17 protein-coding genes are annotated in these 21,402 nt (G+C 71.6%); 4 read left to right on the forward strand and 13 right to left on the reverse strand.

Annotation, left to right across the window (positions count from 1 at the left end):
- Positions 1-339 precede the first annotated feature (339 nt).
- Together ACZ6R6_RS23830 and ACZ6R6_RS23835 are read left to right on the forward strand one after the other, a co-directional pair.
- Positions 340-1,710 (forward strand): vanadium-dependent haloperoxidase, encoded by a 1,371-nt coding sequence (locus ACZ6R6_RS23830; protein ID WP_470096683.1) that lies wholly within the window; start codon positions 340-342, stop codon positions 1,708-1,710.
- Between the two features lie 1,431 nt (positions 1,711-3,141).
- Entirely contained in the window at positions 3,142-3,804 is a 663-nt protein-coding gene (locus ACZ6R6_RS23835) for an RICIN domain-containing protein (protein ID WP_470096685.1), read from the forward strand.
- Between the two features lie 7 nt (positions 3,805-3,811).
- Here the strand turns inward: ACZ6R6_RS23835 and ACZ6R6_RS23840 are convergent, their stop codons facing one another.
- The 13 genes from ACZ6R6_RS23840 to ACZ6R6_RS23900 all read right to left on the reverse strand — a co-directional run bounded on the left by ACZ6R6_RS23840 (position 3,812) and on the right by ACZ6R6_RS23900 (position 19,632).
- Positions 3,812-4,924, reverse strand: coding sequence for a glycoside hydrolase family 26 protein (locus tag ACZ6R6_RS23840; protein WP_470096687.1), 1,113 nt, complete (start codon positions 4,922-4,924; stop codon positions 3,812-3,814).
- Positions 4,925-5,262: 338 nt separating this feature from the next.
- Complete coding sequence (locus ACZ6R6_RS23845; protein WP_470096689.1) at positions 5,263-6,354, reverse strand: GNAT family N-acetyltransferase; 1,092 nt, start codon at positions 6,352-6,354, stop codon at positions 5,263-5,265.
- On the reverse strand, positions 6,351-7,265 hold the full coding sequence (locus tag ACZ6R6_RS23850) for a glycosyltransferase family 2 protein (protein WP_470096691.1): 915 nt from the start codon (positions 7,263-7,265) through the stop codon (positions 6,351-6,353). Before ACZ6R6_RS23850 ends, ACZ6R6_RS23845 begins: the two co-directional genes overlap by 4 nt.
- Before the next feature lie 55 nt (positions 7,266-7,320).
- Complete coding sequence (locus ACZ6R6_RS23855) at positions 7,321-8,559, reverse strand: cytochrome P450 (RefSeq protein ID WP_470096693.1); 1,239 nt, start codon at positions 8,557-8,559, stop codon at positions 7,321-7,323.
- Complete coding sequence (locus tag ACZ6R6_RS23860) at positions 8,560-10,728, reverse strand: lipopolysaccharide biosynthesis protein (protein WP_470096695.1); 2,169 nt, start codon at positions 10,726-10,728, stop codon at positions 8,560-8,562.
- Positions 10,721-11,545 carry a polysaccharide deacetylase family protein gene (locus tag ACZ6R6_RS23865; protein ID WP_470096697.1) on the reverse strand — a complete coding sequence of 275 codons (825 nt, stop codon included), beginning with the start codon at positions 11,543-11,545 and terminating at the stop codon, positions 10,721-10,723. Before ACZ6R6_RS23865 ends, ACZ6R6_RS23860 begins: the two co-directional genes overlap by 8 nt.
- On the reverse strand, positions 11,542-12,483 hold the full coding sequence (locus tag ACZ6R6_RS23870; RefSeq protein WP_470096699.1) for a glycosyltransferase family 2 protein: 942 nt from the start codon (positions 12,481-12,483) through the stop codon (positions 11,542-11,544). The genes ACZ6R6_RS23865 and ACZ6R6_RS23870 overlap by 4 nt, the downstream gene beginning before the upstream one ends.
- Positions 12,484-12,485: 2 nt before the next feature.
- The gene (locus tag ACZ6R6_RS23875; protein WP_470096701.1) at positions 12,486-13,316 is read right to left on the reverse strand and encodes a glycosyltransferase family 2 protein; all 831 of its coding nucleotides are present in this window, start codon (positions 13,314-13,316) and stop codon (positions 12,486-12,488) included.
- Positions 13,317-13,490: 174 nt separating this feature from the next.
- The gene (locus ACZ6R6_RS23880) at positions 13,491-14,609 is read right to left on the reverse strand and encodes a GNAT family N-acetyltransferase (RefSeq protein WP_470096703.1); all 1,119 of its coding nucleotides are present in this window, start codon (positions 14,607-14,609) and stop codon (positions 13,491-13,493) included.
- A complete protein-coding gene (locus ACZ6R6_RS23885) occupies positions 14,606-14,977 on the reverse strand; it encodes a hypothetical protein (RefSeq protein ID WP_470096705.1) in 372 nt (123 codons plus the stop codon). Before ACZ6R6_RS23885 ends, ACZ6R6_RS23880 begins: the two co-directional genes overlap by 4 nt.
- 150 nt (positions 14,978-15,127) lie before the next feature.
- Positions 15,128-16,876, reverse strand: coding sequence for an RNA polymerase sigma factor (locus ACZ6R6_RS23890; RefSeq protein WP_470096707.1), 1,749 nt, complete (start codon positions 16,874-16,876; stop codon positions 15,128-15,130).
- A 180-nt stretch (positions 16,877-17,056) separates the two neighbouring features.
- Entirely contained in the window at positions 17,057-18,820 is a 1,764-nt protein-coding gene (locus ACZ6R6_RS23895) for a substrate-binding and VWA domain-containing protein (RefSeq protein WP_470096709.1), read from the reverse strand.
- A 176-nt stretch (positions 18,821-18,996) separates the two neighbouring features.
- Positions 18,997-19,632: a cation diffusion facilitator family transporter gene (locus tag ACZ6R6_RS23900; RefSeq protein WP_470096711.1), complete on the reverse strand. Its 636-nt coding sequence runs from the start codon at positions 19,630-19,632 to the stop codon at positions 18,997-18,999.
- A 169-nt stretch (positions 19,633-19,801) separates the two neighbouring features.
- Here ACZ6R6_RS23900 and ACZ6R6_RS23905 point away from each other — a divergent pair, with 169 nt between their 5' ends.
- Together ACZ6R6_RS23905 and ACZ6R6_RS23910 are read left to right on the forward strand one after the other, a co-directional pair.
- A complete protein-coding gene (locus ACZ6R6_RS23905; RefSeq protein WP_470096713.1) occupies positions 19,802-20,575 on the forward strand; it encodes a DUF4184 family protein in 774 nt (257 codons plus the stop codon).
- Positions 20,568-21,392: a TrmH family RNA methyltransferase gene (locus tag ACZ6R6_RS23910; protein WP_470096715.1), complete on the forward strand. Its 825-nt coding sequence runs from the start codon at positions 20,568-20,570 to the stop codon at positions 21,390-21,392. The genes ACZ6R6_RS23905 and ACZ6R6_RS23910 overlap by 8 nt, the downstream gene beginning before the upstream one ends.
- Positions 21,393-21,402: the final 10 nt, after the last annotated feature.

A 21,402-nucleotide genomic window follows, 5' to 3' on the forward strand; every position in this document is an offset into this window, starting at 1 on the left:
GGTGGGACCGGGCCGTCTCCGGGGAGCGGGATCCGGCCGGGAGCCGGTCTTCTCATCGGGCGGGTGGTCGAATCGTCGATTACCTCTCCGGCCTCCCTGCCCTCCACACGCACCCTTTCCTGAGCCGGTCGATGCGAATGCCTGGCCCTGACTTTACTCCGCGGGATTCTTCTCCGCGCCCCTGCCTGACAGGGCCACGGCCTGGATGTTCCGGCACTGTTCCGAACTGTTCGGAACAGCGTCGATCTTGTGCGCCCTTCCGTTTGTCGCTCACTATCCATCATGTTTCTCCCTATTTGGCCTTATGCCCTCATCGAGGCCACAGGATGGAGGTCGCATTTGAAAAGATCGTTCACTCGAAGACGCGCCGGGATTCTGCTCGCCGCCACGTTCGCCGCCGCATGGGTGACGACGGCGGTGCCGCAGACGGCGACCGCGGCGGTCACGGGGCCACCGCCGCAGGCGTCTTCGTTCGATCACGTTCTTCACTGGAACAACGTTCTACTGAAGGCGTTCCGCGCCAGCGTGAAGGAGAAGGCGTCTCCGGGGCGGCTGGCACGGGCCGCGGCGATGATGAACATCGCCATGCACGACGCGAACTGGCCGGCTGCGCCGAGGACCTACCTCCCCCGGATCACGCAGCAGGATCCGGACGACTCCATCGAGGCGACCATGGACGCCGCCGCGCACGGCGTCCTGACGAATGTCTTCCCCGGCTTCGACTTCACGTCGGCGCTGCGGGAGGCGACCGACCAGATCCCCTCCTGGGTCGATCCCGTCCACATCGAGGGCGGCAAGGCCGACGGGACGAAGATCGCCAACCTGATGATCGCGGAACGCTCGGGGGACGAGCCCGCCTTCTCACCCGCCTACGCCCTGGACGGGGTCCCGGGGTCCTGGCGCCCGACCGGCGCGGACGGCGCGCTCGACCCGAATCTCGGGCGGCTCAAGCCGTTCGCCATGACGTCGGGCACCCAGTTCCGGCCGCCGCTTCCGGCCGGGTTCACCTCCTACGACCGGCTTCTCCGCAGCCCGCAGTACGCGGCCCAGGTCAACGAGGTCAAGCTGCTCGGATCCGGGGGGCCGACGACCCCCACGACCCGCACTGCGGAGCAGACCCAGGTGGCGCACTTCTGGGCCAACGACCTCGACGGCACCTACAAGCCGCCGGGGCAGCTGCTCGCCACCAGCATCGAGATCTCGAAGCTGAAAGGACTCAAGCAGAGCGAGAACGCCGAGCTGTTCAACCTCGTCTCCATGGCACTGGCCGACGCCTCGATCGTGGCCTGGGACGCGAAGTACGCCACCCCGATCGATCTCTGGCGGCCCCAGTCCGCCGTCCGGGGCGCCGGCACCGACAACAACCCGGCGACCGCGGCCGACCCGGCGTGGGTGCCCCTGTCGAAGAACCGGGACGGCGTCCCCTTCTCACCGCCCTTCCCCGCCTACATCTCCGGGCACGCCACCTTCGGGGGAGCGTGGGCCGGGGTCATGCAGCGGTGGTTCGGCCACGACCTCACCTTCACCGTCCGCACCGAAGACCCCTACGCCACGGTGCGGGAGCGCACCTTCACCAGCTTCGCCGCCGCCGCGGAGGAGAACGCGCGCAGCCGGGTCTACCTGGGCGTGCACTACCAGTGGGACGCCGACGGCGGGCTGGAGTCCGGATTCAACCTCGGGGAGTTCGTCTACACCACCCGCCGGGACTAGTGGGCGGCCCCGGCGTGGGCGGCACGTAGCCGGCAGATGAACCTTGACGCCCTCCGGGCCGGCGTGGAGATCGTGGGGACTCCGCGTTGACCTGGAGGGTGGCATTTTGTCACCGATGGGGGTTAGTGTTCCGCTGGTCAAGCATCGTCGGTGACCGGGGAGGCTGCGTTGTCGTACATGATCGGCACCCCTCCCGGGCCGGACGACGCCACGGATCCAGCGGGATTCGTCATGGCGCTGGGGCGGCTGAGGCGCTGGTCGGGCCTGAGCTACCGGCAGCTCGCCGCCAAGGCGGAGGCGTCCGGCGACGTCCTTCCCCCCAGCACGGCGGTCGGGGCGCTCAGCCGGGCGGCGCTGCCGCGAGAAGAGCTGGTCGCCGCCTTCGTCCGGGCCTGCGGGGTGGATGAGACGGTCGTCGCCCACTGGGTGGCCGTCCGCAGACATCTCGCCGCCTCCGCCGCCCCACGGCCGCCTCTGCCCGTCGAGGGAGCCGACGCCGCACCCCTACCCGCCGATCCGCGGCGGGATCCCGGCCCCTCCGGGCCTGACTCCACGGGATCGGGCCCCTCCGGGGCGGCCTCAACGGAAGCGGGTCTCTCCGTATCCGGCTCCGTGGGGGCCGGTGTCTCCGGGGCGGCCTCTACGGGGTCCGGTCTTCCCGGGCCTGACTCCGTGGAACCTGACCTCTCCGGGGCGGCCTCTACGGAAGCGGGTCTTCCTGGGTCCGGCTCCGTGGAACCTGCTCTCTCCGGGGCTGACTCCGTGGGATCCGGTCTCCCCGAGGCGGGTTCGGCGGGATCGGTCTCCGCTGGTTCCGGTCTCACCGGGGCCGATTCCGCCGGGGCGGACTCCGCGAAAACGGATTCCGCCGTGTCCGGCCGTACGGGATCTGATTCCCTCGACTCCGACTCCGACTCCGACTCCGACTCCGACTCCGACTCCGACTCCAACTCCGACTCCGTCGGATCGGTTCTCACTGAATCCGAGCCCGACGGTGGATCTGAGCCCACCGGGTCCGTTTCTCCGGGCGATTTCTCCGCCGCTCTGGATTCCACCGCTCTGGATTCCGCCGAGCGGTATCCCGCCGGTTCAGATTCTGCGCGACCGAATTATCCCAATACGCCCTCCTCTAATACGGGCTCCGTTGATTCGGCATCCGCCGGCTCGGTCCTTGTCGGGCAGGCTCCGGCTGCCCCGGGCCCGGCCGCTCCGGGCCCCACCGGTCTGGATCTCGCCGAGCCGATCTCCCCGGGGCCGGACCCCGCCGCTCCGGACCCCGCCGGTCCGTCCCCCGCCGGTCCGTCCTCCAGTGATCCGGTCTCCACCTGCCAGGTCCCCGACGAGTCCGGGCCCGACGGTCCGGGGCCTGACGCTCCGGTCTCCACCGGCTCGGCATCCGCCGCCCCGGGGGCGAGGTCGTGGCGGCGGCCCGTGGTCGCGGTGGCGGGGGCCGTCGCGGCACTGGTCGTGATCGGCGTCGCGGTGATGGCGGCGGCTGCGGGGACCTCCGCGCCCGGTTCTCCGACGGTGGAGGCCACGCGTTCCGCCTCCCCGGGATCGGTGCTCGCCGACGGCTGGTACCGGATCGTCCCCTCCCACGTCGCCGACCGCGACCTGTGCCTGGGAGAGGGACGTGAGCGCAACCGCCGCACCGACCGGGAGTTGGCCGTCCAGCGCTCCTGCCGGAGCCTGTCCCCCGACACCTACGTGGCGGCCGTGGGCCGTGACGTCTACCAGATCGAATGGCACCACCCCGTCCACGGCGTCGGCTGCCTGACGGTCGACCAGCCCTCCGACGGTGAGCCCGCCAAGAGCGGGGCCCCCGTCTACGGCGAGGCCCTGGTCGGGCCGTCGAACTGCACCGGGGCCGCCAACCAGCGTTTCCTCCTGGAGCGGGCCGGCGCGCGGGCGTCCGGGGGCTTCACGGTCCGGCCTGTGCACAGCGGCCTGTGCCTCGGCGCCCTGGGCGGGGTGGCCGACGTGGACGTCGGGGCCGAGCTGGTCCAGCACGACTGCACCGGCGACGCCGACCAGGTGTTCCTCTTCGTCCCCGCCTCGGCGCCGGGGCGGGGCGGACAGGCCCCGGCGCGGTGATCCCCCGTCAGCCGGCGGGCTGTCCGGCCAGGGGCTGCCGGATGGCCAGGGGCTGCCGGAAATAGGGATCCTTACCGGCTTCGGCGAACGCCTCCAGCACGCCGGGGCCGGTGAGTGAGAAGTCGCACTTGTCGGCGTCGGTGTTGTTCCACTGGATGATCGCCTTGAGGTTGGGCATCGTCTTCATCGCCTCGGGGATGTCGCGGTACCAGTCGGCGCGCGCCGAGGTGTCGCTCCGGTGGCTCTCGGTCCCGTATTCGGCGAGGATCAGGGGCTTGCCGGCGAAGCCGTTCTGCTGGAACCACTCGTAGGTCGGCCCTACGGTCTCCTTGAAGTCCTGCCAGTCGGCGCCGCGGCAGGTCGCGAAGTTGTAGGGGTCGTAGCTGATCCAGTCGACGTAGTCGTCACCCGGGTAGTAGGCCTTCCACCGGTCCCGGAACGGGTAGTAGCCGGTGACGCCCCAGACCCAGAGCGCGTTGGTCGCGCCGGCCTGCCGGAAGCCGTCGACGATGCGCTTGTAGGCCGCGATGTACTCGGCGGAGGTCTGCCCGCTCTCGTCGCGGTCCTTCTCCCCGTCGAAGCCGACCAGGACGGGCCTGCCGTAGCTCTTCACCCGGGCAGCCTGGTCGGTGATCGCCTGGTCGTAGTGTCCGGCCGCGATGTCGCGCCAGGCGATGTCGAGGTTCTCGTCCCAGATGCTCGACTCCCAGCCGAGGAACAGGATGCGGTCGGTGCCGAGCTCGCTCTCGTCGCCCCGGAAGAACCGTCCGGCATCGCTGTCGGACATGTCGTGATAGCTAATGGTGATGTCGAGCTTGCGGCCGATCTTCTGCTCCATGGCGGTCACGTCGGGGACCAGCTTGCGGTCGCGGCCCGGTGGCACGTGCATGCCCCACCAGGCCCCGCAGGGCGGCACGAGCCCGGTGGTCGGGGCGCACGAATCGGGTGGGTTCTGGGCGCCGGGCACCACCGGCGGCCGGTCGGCCGTGGTCTGCCGGCCGGAGGAGGTGTACGCGTAGACGCCCACCGCGACCACGAGGACGCCGGCCAGGCCGATGAGGATCCATCGCGACGTCGAGGACCTGCCGCCCGTCCGGGCGTGCCTTCTCTTACCGGGCATAGTCATGTGATCATCCAGGCGTCTGGTGCCGGCGGACCGGTTGTGGCCAACATGGATCGCGACTTTCCACTTGCTCGAATTTTAAATTAATTTTTCTCAAGAATCGTGGCGATCGATGGCTATGGTCCGCATAAGGGAAAGATGTCGGCGTCACAGGAAGATCGCTGTCTGTGACATTATGCCCCCCAGCCCCGGATCGGCGGTCGCGTACGCGTTTGGCCTGGTCAACGGCGTGGCGACACGATCAGTGTGGGGTGGGTCAACCGGGGAGGCCGCGGCGGCACGCGCTCGCGGGCCCATTCCCTGGCACAGGGCTTACCGGTTCCCTGGCACAGGGCTTACCGGGCCCTCATCCGGGTCCGCAGGTGGCCGTAGCGCTTCATGGCACGGTCGGCCGCGCCGTACAGGACCGGGCTGTCGAGGATGAACCGCCGCACCCGCCGGACCGGTGCGCTGCGCAGCCAGTGCACCGCCGCGCCGGCCGACCGCCGCCGCACGCACCCCTCCGTCACCGGCTCGCCCCGGCTGCGCAGCGCCTCCTTGTACTCGGAGCCGGTCCCGATCCCCAGGTCCATCGACCGGATCCCGGCCGCCGCGGCCGCCTCGGCCATCCTCAGATGCTGGATCAGGCCGGGGGAGTATCTGGCGAAGGCCGGGTCGTAGGCGGGGAACCAGCCGACCAGGACCGTGTCCGAGCGCAGGCCGAAGTGGCCCGCGACCGGCCTGCCGTCGCAGTAGAGCATGGACAGGGGCCCCGCGAAGTCGGCGGTGTCGACCGCGTGCAGCCGCTCGGCGAGCTCCACCACCCACGGACTGCCGAACCGGTCCTGGCGGCCCATCCGCAGATACTGCTCCGACTTCCAGCGCCGCAGCAGCCGGAACGACTCCTCGTCGCGGACCGTGAGATCGAAGGTGAGCTCGCCGATGTCGCGACCGAGCTTGCGCTCCTTGTAAAGGGTGGACTTGAGGAACTTGGGGGAACGCTCGCGCAGCCCCTCCACGTAGGCCGGATAGCCGTCCGCGAGGTCGAGGACGACCGCCTCCTGGCGCAGGGTCTCGAACGGCTGGAACCACGGCTGCCCGTCGACCATGCAGCCGAACTCCCACACGTGCAGCCCGCAGCCCGTCAGCAGCGCCCGCGCGTCGAACTCCGCGCCGGGCGCGTGGACCACCCCCTGGCAGAGCGACACCCAGGCGCCCAGGGCGGTGCCCGCCCCGCCGGGGCGCCGTTCGAAGGGGAAGAACCCGGTCGGCCCGCTCGCCTCGGAGATGACCGCGACCCTGGCCTCGGCGCTTACCTCGCCCATCGCGATCGCGAAGTCGGGGCTGAGGAAGGGGTTGGCCAGGCGCGGGGTGGCGCGCTGCATCGCGCGCCAGGCGCTGATCTCGGCCGTGCCGAGCTCTCCCGGCCGGATGACGTCGATCCTCATATTCCGCGACCTATCCGGTGCAGCCGGCCGACGATCGCGCGGGCGGGCACCCCCGCGGTGACGGCCAGCGCCAGGTAGGCGCGGGGCTCCCAGGGGCGCCGCCGTACGGTCCGGCCGATCCAGCGCAGGGCCTGCGCGCTGCGCCCCAGGGCGGCCTCGGCGAAGGCGATCTTCCCGGCGACCTGGGCGTAGCCGCCCGGCGTCGCCGCGAGATCCGGATGGCGCTCCAGCATCCAGCGGAGCGCCGAGGAGATCGTCTCGCTGGACTCCACGAAGGAGAAGTAGGAGGAGCTGTGCAACCTGACCCGCACGCCTGTGGCGGTCAGGTTGGTGATCGGCCCGATCCGGGCGGCCCGCAGCAGCAGCTCGTAGTCCTCGCCGTACCCGCCGGGCAGTTCCTCGCTGACCAGCCCGAAACCGTCGACCAGCGCCTCGCGGCGCATCAGGTAGGTGGAGGGATGCATCGAGGGGAGCTGCCTGCGCAGCAGGTCCCGCAGGGTCACCGTCGGGGTGGGCACCGCCCTGGCGAAGGTGGTCTCGTCGTTGAACAGCTCGATCCCGCACGTCGCGAAGTGGCCGCCGGCCCTGAGCGCGGTCACCTGGGAGCGCAGCTTGTGCGGCAGCCACAGGTCGGTGTCGTCGCAGAAGGCCACCAGCTCGCCGTCGTCCAGCAGCACGCCGGTGTTGCGGGCCCCGGCGATCCCGGGGCTGCGGGTGTTGGCGGTCACCACGACGCGGCGGCCCGGGGTGTCGGCGGCGAACGACCCGTCCGGCCGGCTCTGGTCGAAGACGGCGACACAGGTCAGGTCGCCCGGGTAGTCCTGGCCGAGGATCGAGGCGATCGTCTCCTTGAGCAGTCCGGTGCGGTTGCGGGTCGGAATCACCACGGTGATCGTCGGCCAGTCGTCCACGGCGGGTCCTTTCGTCGGGAGGCGGGGTTTCCGGCTCGCGGGAGGGGGCGGCCCTTCAGAAGTCGAAGCCCAGGCGCTGGATGCCGTTGTCGAAGTTGGAGGGCAGGTATTCGGGGTCGCCCACGGCCCGGATGTCGGGGAGCCGGGTGAACAGCTCGTGAAAGATCACGTTGAGTTCGCGCCTGGCCAGGTGGGCGCCGAGGCAGAAATGCGGGCCCGGGCCGCCGAACCCCACGTGCGGGTTGGGCGAGCGGGTGATGTCGAAGGCGTCCGGATCGGCGAAGACCGACCCGTCGCGGTTGGCCGAGACATACAGCAGCGCGACCCGGTCCCCGCGCCGGAAGGCGTGGCCGTTCAGGTCGCAGTCCTCGGTGACCGTACGGCGGAACTGCATGATCGGCGTCGCGTGGCGGACGATCTCCTCGATCGCCGTGGGGATGTGCCGGTCGTAGTCGGACAGCAGCAGCTCCCGCTGCCCGGGGTGGGTGGAGAGCAGATGGAGCCCGTGGGCGATCGCGTTGCGGGTGGTCTCGTTGCCCGCCACGAGGAGCAGGGTAAAGAACGAGCCCAGCTCCCGCGCGGTCAGCCGCTCACCGTCGACGTTCGCGTGGACCAGGGCGGAGACCAGATCGTCGGACGGCTCGTCCCGGCGCCGCCGCCCGAGGCGGATCACCAGGCGCTGCAGGCTCATCAGGGCCGAGGCGTTGCGCACCCCCATGCGCAGCGCCCGCACCAGGTCGGAACGGACCCCGGAGTATTCCGTGGAGGTGTCGACGTGCCGGTGCACCTCACCCCGGAGATCGCCGGGGATGCCCATCATGTCGCAGATGACGTTGATGGGCAGCCGGGCGGCCACGGCCCTGACGAAATCGCGGGGGCGGTGCGCGAGCACGTCGTCGACGATCTCCGCGCTGGTCCTGCGCAGGTCCTCCTCCAGCTTGGCCAGCATCCGGGGGGTGAACGCGCGGGCCACGATCCGCCGGAGCCGGGCGTGGCGGGGGTCGTCCATGTCGACCATCGCCTCGCCGAAGACGTGCCGCACCCATCCGGGAGGCTGCGGGCTCGACACCGAGGGCTCGCTGCTGAACACCGCGGGACGCCTGCTGGCCTCCACCACGTCCGCGTGTCTCACCAGGGCGTGGAAACCGGTGCCCGAGCGGAGGAACGGCACGCGGCGCTCGGCGAAGAACCTCGGTGCCGGAAGCTCCCGCAGCCGGGCGAAGACCGCGAGCCGGGCCTGCGGGGGCTGCGTCCAGAACGCCAGGTCGGCCAGGTCGTCAGTGGTCACATCCATTTAGGCCGCCGTTCTCATCGTCTGACCGTCGTCGGCCGCAGCCTTCTCGGGACGCCGCCGTGCCCCGCGCGCCGCCGCCAGGGTCAGGGCGAGCGCGCAGAGGCCGAGCAGGCAGAGCAGGGAGATCTGGACGCGCTCGGCCGGCGCCAGCCAGAGCCCGACCGTCACCAGCATCGCCGCCGGCCAGTGGAACCGCTCGTCACGGTGGACGGCCCTGGCGGCCAGCAGCGCGGGGGCGAGCGCCGCCACGGCGGCGGCGACGGGCGCCCACACCAGCAGCGGGGTGGGATCGGTGAGCCCCATGGCGCGGGCGAGGAAGGCGGGCAGGGCGAGGAGCCAGTCTCCGCCGGCGGCCTTCCCGGTGGCCATGATCTGTGTCACCTTCCCGGTGAGGCTCCCGGCCGAGCCGGCCATGGCCTCCGTCCCGTGCAGGCACAGGGTGACCGCGACGAGCTGCGCCCACAGCAGCACCCGCCTGCGCCGCATGGCCAGCTCCGCGACGGAGGCCACGATCACCAGCCCGACACCGAGGGCCGTCGCGACGGCCCTCGGCAGGACCGGCGGCCCGTCGGCCGCGGCGGCGAGCGCGACGACCGCCAGGCCCTCCACGGTGATCAGCGGGGGCAGCCACCGCCCCGCCCGCACCGGCCACGGCACGCCGGGCCGGACGGGCTCCGCCGCCTCGGCGGTCGACGTCCTGGCGGGCCTGGCGGCCAGGGTGGGATGCGCGTCGACGATCATCATCACCAGCGTCGGAGTCTCGTCCGGCGACCTCTCGATGGCCGGCGTCCGCGCCCCGCGCACCACCTTGACCAGTCCCGGGCCGACGACGAGCATGACGATCACCTGGGCCGCGAGGGTGCCGAGGCCCACGCCGGTGATGCCGTATCTCTGAAAGAGGAGGAACGACAGCCCCACGACCAGGACGCACAGCAGCGCCTGGAGCACGAGCAGGGTCCGCGCCCTGCTGCGGGCGCGGAGCACCCCCAGATAGATCTCGATGACCGCGTGCGGGATCGACGCCAGGGCGAGCAGCCGCAGCACGCCGGCGCCGTGCTCGGCGAACGACGGGCCCCAGCCGAGCCGGAGGATGAGCGGCGCGGCCAGCGCGGCCACCAGCACCACGGGGACCAGGAGCATCATGGTCCGCCGGAGCGCCAGCACGCACTTGCCGGCCAGCAGCGCGGGATCTCCCGACCCCTCGATGGTCAGCGAGATGGCCATGTTGACCGCCAGCATGTCGAAGACGCCGACGAGCGTGACCGCCGCGGCGTAGTAGCCGGCCGTCCGCGCGTCCACTCCCGCGAACACCAGCACCGGCATGAGATAGACGCTGGCCAGGATGAACAGCGTGCCGGGGAAGTCGCCGGCCAGGAAGCGGCCGATGCGGCCGGACCGGGGCGGGGCCCGGTGGGCGCTGCGCGCGGCGGCCAGCGGGGCCAGCCTGCCGAAGATCGCGATGCTGACCGGGACGACCGTGACGGCCACCGGGATCGTCCAGGCCAGGAAGATCCCGGTACCGGGGAAGGCCGGGGCCAGCACGGCCAGCAGTCCGATCTTGGTCACCCCGACGGCTATCCCGATCAGGGGCACCCACGTGGCCTTGCCCAGCGCGGTGAGCACCACGTCCTGGACGGTGAACACGCACCACAGGAAGACCGACAGCAGGAACCAGCCGGCCATGCCGGGGCCGGCCAGCCCGCTGAAGTTGGGTCCCCACATGTCGAGCGTGGACAGGAAGAACACGGTGGCGACGGCCGCCGCGCCGCCGCCCACCAGATAGGTGCAGCCGACCAGGCGTCCGGTCGCCCGTCCGCCCTCGGGCAGGAAACGGGTCAGCGCGCCGACGAACCCGAACGCGGTCAGCGCCGCGAGCAGGCGCATCGCGGCGATCAGCGCGGAGGAGCGGCCGTAGTCGCCCTCGCTGTAGAAGCGCACCGCGACCGTCCAGTAGGCCAGGCCGAGCACTCCGGCGGCCCCCGCGTTGACGATCAGCGAGTAGGCGTTGCGCAGCAGGGGGTCGTTCAGGTCTTTGGGCAGCCGGCTCCACAGGCTCCGCGGGGCTCCCCGCCGGTCCTGCCGCCGGCCTCGGCGCAGGCTCTGGCGCCGCTGCCGCCGCCGCTCCTGCCGCCCTCGTGCCGTCCCGCCGGACAGACCCGTGTCAGTCACCGTCCGTTACCCGTCCCGGCGCGTATGTCGAGAGGATCCGTCGTAGCCCGTAACGTGTCCGCCGCACCAGCGCGTATCCCTTGGTGAGAGCCCGTTCACGCAGGTAGAGCACCGGGAGCCGCTGCCCGGCGACCGCCCTGCCGAACTTGGTCATGGAGGTCTGCTCGGTGACCGTCAGGCGGGGCAGCGCCAGCAGGTCGTCGCCCTCGCGGAAGGCGTCGTTGGCCACCGCGCAGGCGGTCCAGTAGCCGGCCCTGCGCACCTCCCGGCGGACCCGCGCGCTGGAGTATCCGTAGGGGTAGGCCATGGTGGCCACCGGACGGCCGAGCCGGTCTTCGAGCAGGGCCTTGTTCGTGCGCAGCTCGTTGCGGAGCTCCCGGTCCGGGAGCTGGTCGAGCTGCGGATGGCTGTGGCTGTGGCCGCCGACCTCCATGCCGCAGGAGACCGCCTCGCGCACCTGGCTCCAGGTCAGCATGGGGGCCGGCCGCCGCCCGGCCGCCACGGGGCCGGAGTCCTGGACCCAGCCGCTGGTCACGAAGACCGTGGCCGGCCAGCCGAACCGCGCCAGGATCGGCAGCGCCTGGCTGTGGAAGTCGGCGTATCCGTCGTCGAAGGTGATCGCGACGGGCCGGTCGGGCATCGCCGCCGTCCGGTGCATCCCGGCGACCAGGTCCGACAGGGTCATCGGGGTGAAGCCCCGGTCGCGGAGCACGCCGAGCTGCTCGGCGAACCGTCCCGGCGAGACCGCCAGCGGCCGGGTCTCGTCGTTCGGGCGGTCGTTCACCGAGTGGTACATCAGGATCGGGACACGGATCATGACCGCCCCAGCTTCAGTCGCGCCGTGCCCACCGCGTAGCCCCAGGCGGTGCAGGCCAGGCCGGCGACGATGGCCGAGGCCCGGCCGAGACCCGGCAGGTCGCCCCGGAGCGCCTCGCCGACGCCGCGCAGCACGCCCAGCGGGAGGGTCCTCATCACGTACGCCCGTTCGCTCGACAGCCCGTCGCCGGCGCCGACGCTTGAGGCGACCAGGGCCTTGGACAGCCCCTCGGCGTAGCAGCGCGACCTGAAGTAGGCGAACCCCGCCCGCTGCGCGGAGACCTTGTGCCCGATCACCGCGTCCGGCTCGAACAGCATCACCGCGCCGGGGCGGCGCTGCGACAGCCGGATGCAGAACTCGGTCTCCTCACACCCGAGCGGGCGGCTCCGGCGCCCCTGCACGCTGCGGCCCATGCCGGTGTGGAAGCCGCCGATCTCGCCGACGGCCTCCCTGCGGAAGGCGGCGTTGCCGCCCATGACGTTGCGGATCCGGGCCCGCCGGGTGGGCATGCCCCGGTAGGCGCACCCCACGGTCCAGTCGAACTCGTGCGGCAGCCACCGGGGACGGCGCCCGGTGGCCCACAGCGGCCTGGTCAGCCCGCCCACCCCCACGATGGTCGGGTCCTGGAAGCCCTCCTCCAAAGCCTCCAGCCAGCCAGGCTCCGCCACCGCGTCATCGTCGAGATAGGCCACGATGTCGCCCGAGGCGGTCGCCGCGCCGGTGTTCTTGCCGCCGGACAGTCCCTTCTCGTGCGTGTTCGCCACCACGGTCATGCCGGGATACTCCTGCTTGAGCCTCAGGTGCAGGTCCGGGTTGTGGTCGACGACCAGGATGATCTCGTACGGCCTGCGCCGCTGGCCCTCGACCGACGCGACGGCCGCCCGGATGTCCTCCCAGCGCTCCTCGGTGTAGACGCATATGACGACGCTGCTTCTCATGGCTACGCCGCGCCCTGATCCGCCGCCGGCGTGGCCTGGGGCTCCGGGACCGGCGCGGCCGGCCGCTGGTGCCACTCCCGGATGATGGTCCTGAGCACGCGCAGACCGTCGCGGACCGCGCGCAGGTTGCTCTCGCCGTGGATGCGGCACCGCTCGTGGCTGGGCACCTCGTGGACGCGGAGCCCGGCCTTGGCGGCGCGGATGTTCATCAGCGTCTCGACCTCGAAGCCCTCGCAGTCGAGGTCGAGTGCCTTCAGGTGGCGGGCCCAGAAGGCGTTGTAGCCGTAGCACAGGTCGCTGTAGCGGGTGCCGTAGATCAGGTTCACCAGCGTGGTGAGGACCTTGTTGCCGGCCCGGCGGCTGAAGGTCAGGTCGTCGCTGCCCCCGCCGGCGGCGTAGCGGGATCCTTTGACGAAGTCCGCCCCGGTGACCAGGGCGCCGACGAAGTGGATGATCTCACGGCCGTCGGTGGATCCGTCGGCGTCGATCATCACGATGATGTCCCCGGTGCACGCGGCGAAGCCGGCGGCGAGCGCGTCGCCCTTGCCCTTGCCGGTCTGGGTGACGATCCGCACGTTGGGCCGGAGCCTCCTGGCGACGGCGACGGTGTCGTCCACCGAGTTGCCGTCGACGAGGATGATCTCGTCTATCCACTGCGGGAGTGTGGCGAAGACGTGCGGGAGGTTCTCCGCCTCGTTCATCGCGGGCACGACGACGCTGACGGTCGGGGAAATGGCCATGTGAGGGGTGAGCGGGGTGAACCGCTCGAGAGGCGGCATGGAACGTAACACGCCGAGCTGCTTACCGTTCTGTCTGACGGTGTCGGGATTCATGATGGCGGATATTCCTTCTGTCCTTCCGTTGCGACCGCTCCCGGCGTGAGTGAGAACGGCGCGACTGTGATCGAGGGATGCCTTGCGTCGGGAGGGTAAAGGGATGTGGGTCGGGAGTGAAGGATGTCGGAGAAGCGCTTATCGGGAATGAGGTGGTTGCTGGGAAAAATGTGGCTATTGTGCCTTGGTTGACTGTTCTGCGGCGGGACGGGGTAGGAGGAGGGATCTCGCTCTGCCGTAACTCTTGAGCAGCCGGTCGGCGGCCCGGAAAAGGGAGGGGTTGTCCACTACGGCGGTGCGGAGCCTGCTGACGGGGACCCGGCCCACCCACTGGACGGCGGCCACGGGAGAGGGGCGCGAAATGCGGGCCTCTGCGACCATCAGGGCATCGGTTTTGAGCCATTCCTTGTATTCGCGTCCCCCCTTGCCCATGTCCACCCGGCGCAGCCCCGCGCCCGCGGCGTGTTCGGCCATGTGCAGGTGGTGGATGATCCCGGGGGAGTAGCGGGCGAAGGAGGGGTCGTAGGCGGGGAACCAGCCCACCAGGGTGCCCGCCGTACGCAGGCCGAAGTGCCCGGCGACGGGGGTGTCTCCGGCGTAGAGCATGGTGAGCACGCCGGCGAAGTCGTCGGATCGCCGCGAGTGCAGCTCTTCGGCGAGCCGCACGATCCAGGGCTGGGCGAAGCGGTCGACCCGTCCGGTCCGGCGGTATTGATCCGACTTCCAGTCCATGACCGTGCGCAGCGTCCCGGCGTCGGCGCAGGCCCATTCGAGGCGGACCTCGCCCTGCTCGCGGCCGAGCTTGCGCTCCTTGTAGCGGACGGTCTTGTAGTTCTTCGCCGAACCGGCGCGCACCCGCTCGACGTAGGCCTCGAAACCGCCGCTGAGATCCATGACGGGGGCCGGCCGTACGTCGGTCTCGTAGGGGGCGAAGGTGGGCTGGCCGGCGACCAGGTGGTCGAAGTCGATGGCCGACAGCCCGCAGGCGCGGAGCAGCTCCCGCGGGTCGAGCTTCAGCCCGGGGACCGAGATCAGCCCGTGGCAGGTGGTGAGGTAGCCGCCCAGCGGCCTGCCGAGGCCGAAGCCGTGCCGTTCGTGGGGGAAGAAGCCGGTGATCTCGCCGCCGTCTTCGATCACCGCGACCCTCACGTAGTCGCGCAGTGTCCCCATGGCCATGGTGAAGTCGACCGAGAGGAAGGGGTTGTCGAGGGCGGGGGAGGCTCTCTGGATCTCGCGCCATCGGAGGGACTCGGCCGCGCCGAGATCCCGCGGGCGCACAACAGTGATCTTCACCCTGACCTGGCCCCCTGTTCGGTCTGCAGGTTTCCGCTTCCCCGGTGCGCCAGGCGCAATACATATGTGAAGCCGCCGAGCACCGCGATCGTCGCCACTCCGGCACGGGGCGACCATGATTCAAAAGACAGCATCGCTGCGGCAAGAAGAACGTTTACGAGGAGACTTGCCGCCACCCCAATTGATATTGCAGTAAGAGGGTCACGATCACGCAACAGTCCTACCGCGGCGACCCCGGGGACCGATAGGAGGAACAGCGGGGTAAAGATCATCCGTAGTGGGGTCTCGATGTCGGCGAGTGCGGTCGCGGCCCCCGTGGCGCATGCAAGGCTGACCGCCCATTTGAGCAGCTTGCGGTCTGTCGGCATCCCCGGCTCCCGGCTGATGATCGAATAGCTGATCGCATATTCATGTGACCAACCACTCCGCATGCGAGTCAATGCCGACGCATGGCAGCAGCCCATGGTTTACCGGATTGCAAGGTTAAGTCAGGAGCCACTCCGACCCGGAGTAAAGGATCATGTTTTCTCCGGTTCCGCACTGGGCGCCGTGGAGGGGGTCGGCGCCGGCGTCGGCAGCGGAGCCGGGTCGCCGGGCGGATCCGACTCCTCGGGACCGGGACCCTCCCAGGAGATCGCGCAGCTGGAGCCGCCCCCGGCGGCCTTGAACGCGACCCGCCCCGTGCCGCCCTCCGCGGGGTCGGCGGCGGTGACCCAGATCATCGCCCGGGCCCCGGCCTTGAGCCGCCCCTGCCGGGGGTGGACGTCCAGCCCGCCCGAGGTGGTCGCCGACCAGGAGATCGCGGCCTCGCGCGCCGAGAGCCGGATCTGCCCCGCGCCCTCCCCGATGTCGGCGGGACACGAGACGGCCAGCCGCCCGGCCGGGGGCGGCGGGGCGGGCGTGCGGGTGGCACGCGGCCGGTCGGGGACCGGCCGCCGGGTCGCCGCCCGCCGGGCCGGACCGGGCGTGGGCATGGGGGGCGGCGTCCTGGTCTTGACGGCCTTCGCGGTCCTGCCCGGAGCCGGGGTCGGCTCCGGGAGGGAGGCCGGATCCACCGACGAGGGTTCCGCCGGGCCCGGCGCCGGGCCCGGCTCCAGCGTGATCAACGCGGGTCCCCGCTCCGGCGCGGCCTCGGCCCGCTGCGCCGGTCCGCCGGTCAGGTCCTGCCCGGTTGTCACGATCATGACCACGGCGGCCGCCAGCACGCACGCGGCGGCCGCGACGAGGGGCGGTGTCCGCCGGGCGGGTGCGCGCCGCCGGGACTCGGCCGCCTGCCGGCGGCCGCGGGTGTCCGGGGCCGTGCCCCGCGGTCCGGTCACCGCCCGCGGCCTGTCCGGCGTCTCCTGGGCCGGCAGCGGTCGGGTGTCCTCCTGGCGCGCCCGTCCCGTCCTGGCACGCCTCGCCGGGGGCCGCCGGGGGGACTTGGCGCGCCGCTCGGCCGTGACCGGGAACCCGGCCCGGTCGAAACGGTCACCCGCCTCGACCACGGAGGCGCGCATCCCGGCGAGGTCGGGGTTGACGCAGGTCTCGACGGTCCGGCGGCGCAGGGAGAGCGGCGGGAAGGCGACCGGCACCATGTCGAGCAGCCGCCCGGCCGCGACGTGCCGGTCCCGTCGTTCCAGGCAGACCTCGCAGCGGCCGATGTGACCGGACAGCCGCCTGCGCAGCATCGTGGTGAGCGGACCCTCCCACGAGTCGACCATCGCCGACAGGTCCGGGCAGTGCGCCCGGCCGACCCTGGCCAGGACCACGGCGGCGGCCGAGTTCTCCAGGTGCTCACGGGCCCGGCCGAGCCGGGCGGCGGCCTGCCGGGAGGTCAGCCCGAGCACCGTGCCGACCTCGCCGGCGCTGAGATCGTGGCGCAGCGACAGCTCCAGGACCTCACGCTCCTGCCCGCTCAGCTCGGCCAGCGCCTCGTGCACCAGCGCGGCCAGTTCGGGGTCGTCGGGGGTGTCGTGGTCGTCGAGCACCGGTGTCGGCGCCGGGCCGCGCGCCCCGGCCGCGCACCGGGTCCGGACCAGCGCGTACAGCCACGGGCGCAGTCGGCCCGGCTCGCGCAGCCGTTCCACGCGTCCGCAGGCGATGACCAGGGCGTCGTGTACGGCGTCGGCCGCGCCGGTCCGCTCGCCCAGCAGTGAGTAGGCGTAGTCGTTGAGACGTTCGGCATAGGAGTCGTAGAGCTTTGCGGGCGCCGTGGTGTCGGCACGCCGGAGTGCCCCCACAAGTCGCTGATCGTCGGTTCGGCCGACGGCCGGCCATCCGGGCACGGACATTCCTCCCCGCGAGACGGGTACGCGTTCACGGGCCATGCCCGAGACCCCACACGCGTAGGACGCCACCTGTCCGTGGCGGGTTGTCCTAACCGGTCGATACCATGCCGACACGGTATGAACTGGTAAAACTGCGACAGGTGGGGCCCGTGTGACGCCGGCCGTACCGGGGGGAGGTCAGCAGTTGGGCGCGCAGAGACGGCGCTCCATGCCCTCCAGGAAGAACTTGCGGACCTGAAGGATGTCCCGGGCGATGAACGCCTCGCCACCGGTCGCCTTGGCCAGCGCGTCCATCTGCTTCTTGCCCTTGGCCGCGTCCGGGCCGAAGGCGATGAGCAGGATGCTGACCGGCTTCTCCGGGTTGTAGGTCTTCTTCAGGTATTCCAGGATCTCCTCGTTGGAGATGCCCTCCGGGTCGTCGTTGCCGGCGCCGTCGGTGAGGACCAGCACCGTGTTGATCTTGTCGCCCTGGTATTCCTTGGTCATCTGCCCGTAGGCGGCCTTGAGGGTGTCGTTCAGGCCGGTGTCGCCGGTGGGCTTGGCCTGGATCGTGGCGAGCTTCTGGGCGAGCAGGTCCTTGCGGAGCACGCCGCCGATGTTCTCCGTCAGCGGTCCGACCGGGACCGTCCTGCGGTAGTCCACGCCCTGCCCGGTGAGGTGCGTCGAGTATTCCCACACGCCGATCTCGCTCTTGGCCGGGAACAGCCGCATGCCCTCCATGGCGATCTTGGAGATCACGCGCATCCGGTCCGAGCCGGTCCCGGGGACCGGCAGCGCCATCGTGCCGGAGACGTCCAGCAGCGCCAGCAGCCGTGTGCCCAGGTTCAGCCGGGACCACGACTGCGACATCCGCGTGACCGTCTTGGCGTCGGGCGTCCGCAGCGTCTTGGGGGCCTTGGTCTGGAAACCGCCGTCGGCGACCGCCGCGCCGCCCTTGCCGTCCGGAGTCCGGAAGCCCAGGTCGTGAAGTGTCTTCCGGGCGGCCTCGGTGCCGAGCTCCTTCTGGAAGGCTTCGGCGGCCTTGCGGACCGTGGCGTCCTCGGTGGTGATCACCATGGGGTAGTCGAGGTTGAGGGTGCCCTCGGCCGGATAGAGCGGCACCGCCGGGACCTCGGGCTTCTTGGTGGTGTTGAACGCCCAGACGCCCTGCTCCGAGGCGATGCCGAGCGGGGCCCGGGTGCCCTTGACGCCGAGGCTGGACAGCAGCGCGTCCTGGTCGCGGACCGCCGACCCGGACAGCGTCTTGAGCGCTCCGACCAGTTGCGCCTGACCGGTGCCCGAGGCCGTGGCCACCCCGGAGGCGGCCAGCAGGGCGCCGAGCCCGGCGGCGTTGAAGGAGGGGTCGGGCGCGAGCACGCGCACCTTGCGGCCCGGACCCTCGACGTTGGCCACGTTGGCGGCGTTGATCATGCCGCTCCAGCTCGCCTCGCCGAAGCTCTTCTTCAGGTTCGGGACCACCGAGCCGGAGGCCACCATGACGATGGGGGAGCGGGCCACGGAGGCGCCGGCGGCGGGCGCCTGCGGGTGTTTGGCCCGCAGGTTGGTCACCCACAGCCCGGAGTCCGGGATCCACACGTCCATCGCCGCCGCCTTGCCGCCGGCCAGCCCGGAGGCCACCGTCGCCGGGACGCCCTCGGCCACCGTGACGTCGGCGCACCCGCCGCCGACGTCGTGGCCGGCCTTGTTGAAGCGCTCGGCGATCCGGGACAGGGCGGGCTGGATGTCGGGGGAGGCGGTGACCCGCAGCGTGACCCGCTCGCCGGCGCATCCCCGATCCCGGTTGATGATCACAAAGGCGGCGACGCCGAGGAGCACCGCGAGGGCGACGGATCCGGCCAGCGGGACCAGCACCTGGCCGCGCCCGCCACGGCGCCGCCTGGGCGGTTCCTGGTGGGAGGCATAGCCGTCCTCTAGTTCATCCGACCGGTGACGTCCGCCCACGATGCCTTCTTCGGTGTCGATGTCCTGAAGTTAGCGGGTTACCCTACCGGGAGTTTCTCCGCAACATTCACGGAACTGTACTGGGAACACTTACCGTGGCAAAACACCCCTCACGGTGCGGATATCACCGTACGCGACAGTAACTAACGTCTGTGATCTCTGTGCGTAAGTCCAGCTCAGTGGTGGCAGGAGTGCCCGCGCCAGGCCCTCCGGCCCTCCCGCACGGCCACCGCCGCCAGCAGCACCGCCACGGCGGGATCGGCCCACCACCACCCGGCGCCGTTCAGTGCGAGACCGGCCAGCACCCCTGCGGCCATCAGCGCGCACAGCAGGTTCTGGGTCCCCTCACCCGTGGTCGCCGCCGAGTGCAGCCGGGCGCCGAGGCGCCGTTTGGCCCGGCCCAGCAGCGGCATGCCGACCAGGGCGGCCGCCGTCACCGCGATGCCCAGCGGGCTGGGCACCGCCCGGTGCCCGGCGTCGAGGTCGTGCGCCACATGGACCAGCAGGTAGGGCGCGAGCAGCCAGAAGCTGACCGCCACCGCCTTGCGGGCCCGGTCCTCGGCCCCGGCCGAGCGGGTCCGCGATCCGGTGAACCGCCAGACCACGACCAGGCTGGCCGCCGCCTCCACCAGCGACGACGTGCCCCAGCCGATGAGTGCGACGGAGTGCGAGCCCAGCCCGGCGGCGAGGCCGAGCACGCTCTCGGCGCCCAGCCAGGCCAGGGTGACCAGGGAGAGCGCGCGTGCCCTGCGGGCGTCGCGCAGCCACTCGTCGCTCGCCGCCGGCCGTGCCAGCACCATCTGGTCAGCCACGATGCCTCCCGGACTCCCCCTGTCGCAACGGTAAGCAACATACACGTCACCATGTGTGATCTGGGCGTGAAGCCACAGGTGCCCGGCGCCGGCCGGAACCGCGTAGTCTCCCGGCCAGGGCGGCGCGGTCTCCGGGAAGGAGCGCGCCCAGACTCTCGGGGGGAAGTCCGTGCCGTTCACGCCCAGCCACATCGCCGCGGTGCTGCCGCTGGTCTCCTCGGCGCGGACGCGCCGGGTGCTGGACCCCTGGGCCCTCGCCCTGGGCGCGATGGTGCCCGACCTGCCGATCTTCCTCCCCTTCCTGCCGGACTACGCGATCTGGCACTCCGGCTGGGGTGTCCTCACGATCGACCCGCTCGCCGTCGTCGTGCTGCTCGCGCTCTTCCACGGTCTGCTCCGCGACCCGCTGACCGCGCTGCTCCCACCGGGGCTCTCCGGACGCGTCGCCTCGCTGTTCCCCGGCGAGTACGGCCTGCGGCAGCTGCCCGCCGTGATCGCCGGCGGTGTCGTCGGCGCCTTCACCCACAAGCTGTGGGACTCCTTCACCCACCACTACAGCTCGGCCTTCTGGGGCTGGGACTGGCTGGACACGCGGGTGGCCGGGCTCCTGCCGGTCTTCCGCCTGCTGCAGTACCTGTCCACCGTCGGCGGCCTGGCCGCCGTGGCCTGGTGGGCCCTGCGCGGGCTGACCCGGATGCCGCCGCAGGCGCCGCCGGAGCGCCTCCTGCTCTCCGGCCGGACCCGGTACGGCGTCCTGCTGGCGGCCGTCCTCGCCACCCTGCTGGGCGGGGCGCTCTGGCCGCTGGCCTTCCCGCCCCACGGGCTGGCCGAGACGGTCACCAGGGTGGGGGCCGGAGTGGTGGCCGGCTGCGGCGCCCTGCTGCTCCTCTACGCGGGAATGTGGCAGCTCAGGCGGCTCATGGCAGTATTCGAAGGTGTTTAACGTCTCGGATCCCCGCCTCGCCGACTACGCCAACCTGCGCGACGTCGAGCTGCGCAAGAGCCTGGAGGCCGAGCACGGCCTCTTCATCGCCGAAGGGGAGAAGGTGATCCGCCGGGCCGTCGCGGCCGGTTACCCGGTGCGGTCGGTGCTGCTGACCCGGCGCTGGGCGGACCCGCTCGCCGACCTGCTCGACGGGCTCGGCGACCGGGTCTACGTGGTGGACGACGACGTGATGGAGAAGATCGCCGGATTCCCGGTGCACCGGGGCGCGCTCGCCGCGATGGAGCGGCGCGAGCTGCCCGCGGTGCGGGAGATCCTGCGCGGAGCCTCCCGGCGTGTTCTCGTCCTCGAAGACCTCGTCGACCACGGCAACGTCGGGGCGATCTTCCGGTGCGCCGCCGCGCTGGGCGTCGAGGCCGTGATCCTGTCGCCCCGCTGCGCCGACCCCCTCTACCGGAGGTCGGTCAAGGTGTCGATGGGCGCGGTCTTCGCGATCCCGTACGCGCGGATGACCAACTGGTACGACGGGCTGGAGGAGCTCCGCGCGGCGGGCTTCCAGACGCTGGCGCTGACCCCTGACCAGTCCGCCGCGCCCATCGACGGGGTCGCCATGGCCGACCGGGTCGCCCTGCTGCTGGGGTCGGAGGGGGACGGGCTGTCCTCCCGCTGGCTGCACGAGGCCGACCGGCCGGTCTGCATCCCGATGAGCCCGGCGGCGATGGACCTGGGCGTCGACTCCCTCAACGTGGTGGCCGCCGCCGCCATCGCCTGCCACGGCCTGATGCGCGGCGGTCCGGCCGGCCCGCCCCGCCACTGACCGGGCTCTC

The sequence above is a fragment of the Streptosporangium sp. NPDC048886 genome, from assembly GCF_055586905.1.

Excerpts from the sequence above, each read along its gene's own strand:
- ACZ6R6_RS23875 (WP_470096701.1), bottom strand. The coding sequence starts at position 13,316 with ATGAATCCCGACACCGTCAGACAGAACGGTAAGCAGCTCGGCGTGTTA.
- ACZ6R6_RS23845 (WP_470096689.1), bottom strand. The coding sequence starts at position 6,354 with ATGAGGATCGACGTCATCCGGCCGGGAGAGCTCGGCACGGCCGAGATC.
- ACZ6R6_RS23870 (WP_470096699.1), bottom strand. The coding sequence starts at position 12,483 with ATGAGAAGCAGCGTCGTCATATGCGTCTACACCGAGGAGCGCTGGGAG.
- ACZ6R6_RS23885 (WP_470096705.1), bottom strand. The coding sequence starts at position 14,977 with ATGCCGACAGACCGCAAGCTGCTCAAATGGGCGGTCAGCCTTGCATGC.
- ACZ6R6_RS23855 (WP_470096693.1), bottom strand. The coding sequence starts at position 8,559 with ATGGATGTGACCACTGACGACCTGGCCGACCTGGCGTTCTGGACGCAG.
- ACZ6R6_RS23865 (WP_470096697.1), bottom strand. The coding sequence starts at position 11,545 with ATGATCCGTGTCCCGATCCTGATGTACCACTCGGTGAACGACCGCCCG.
- ACZ6R6_RS23840 (WP_470096687.1), bottom strand. The coding sequence starts at position 4,924 with ATGCCCGGTAAGAGAAGGCACGCCCGGACGGGCGGCAGGTCCTCGACG.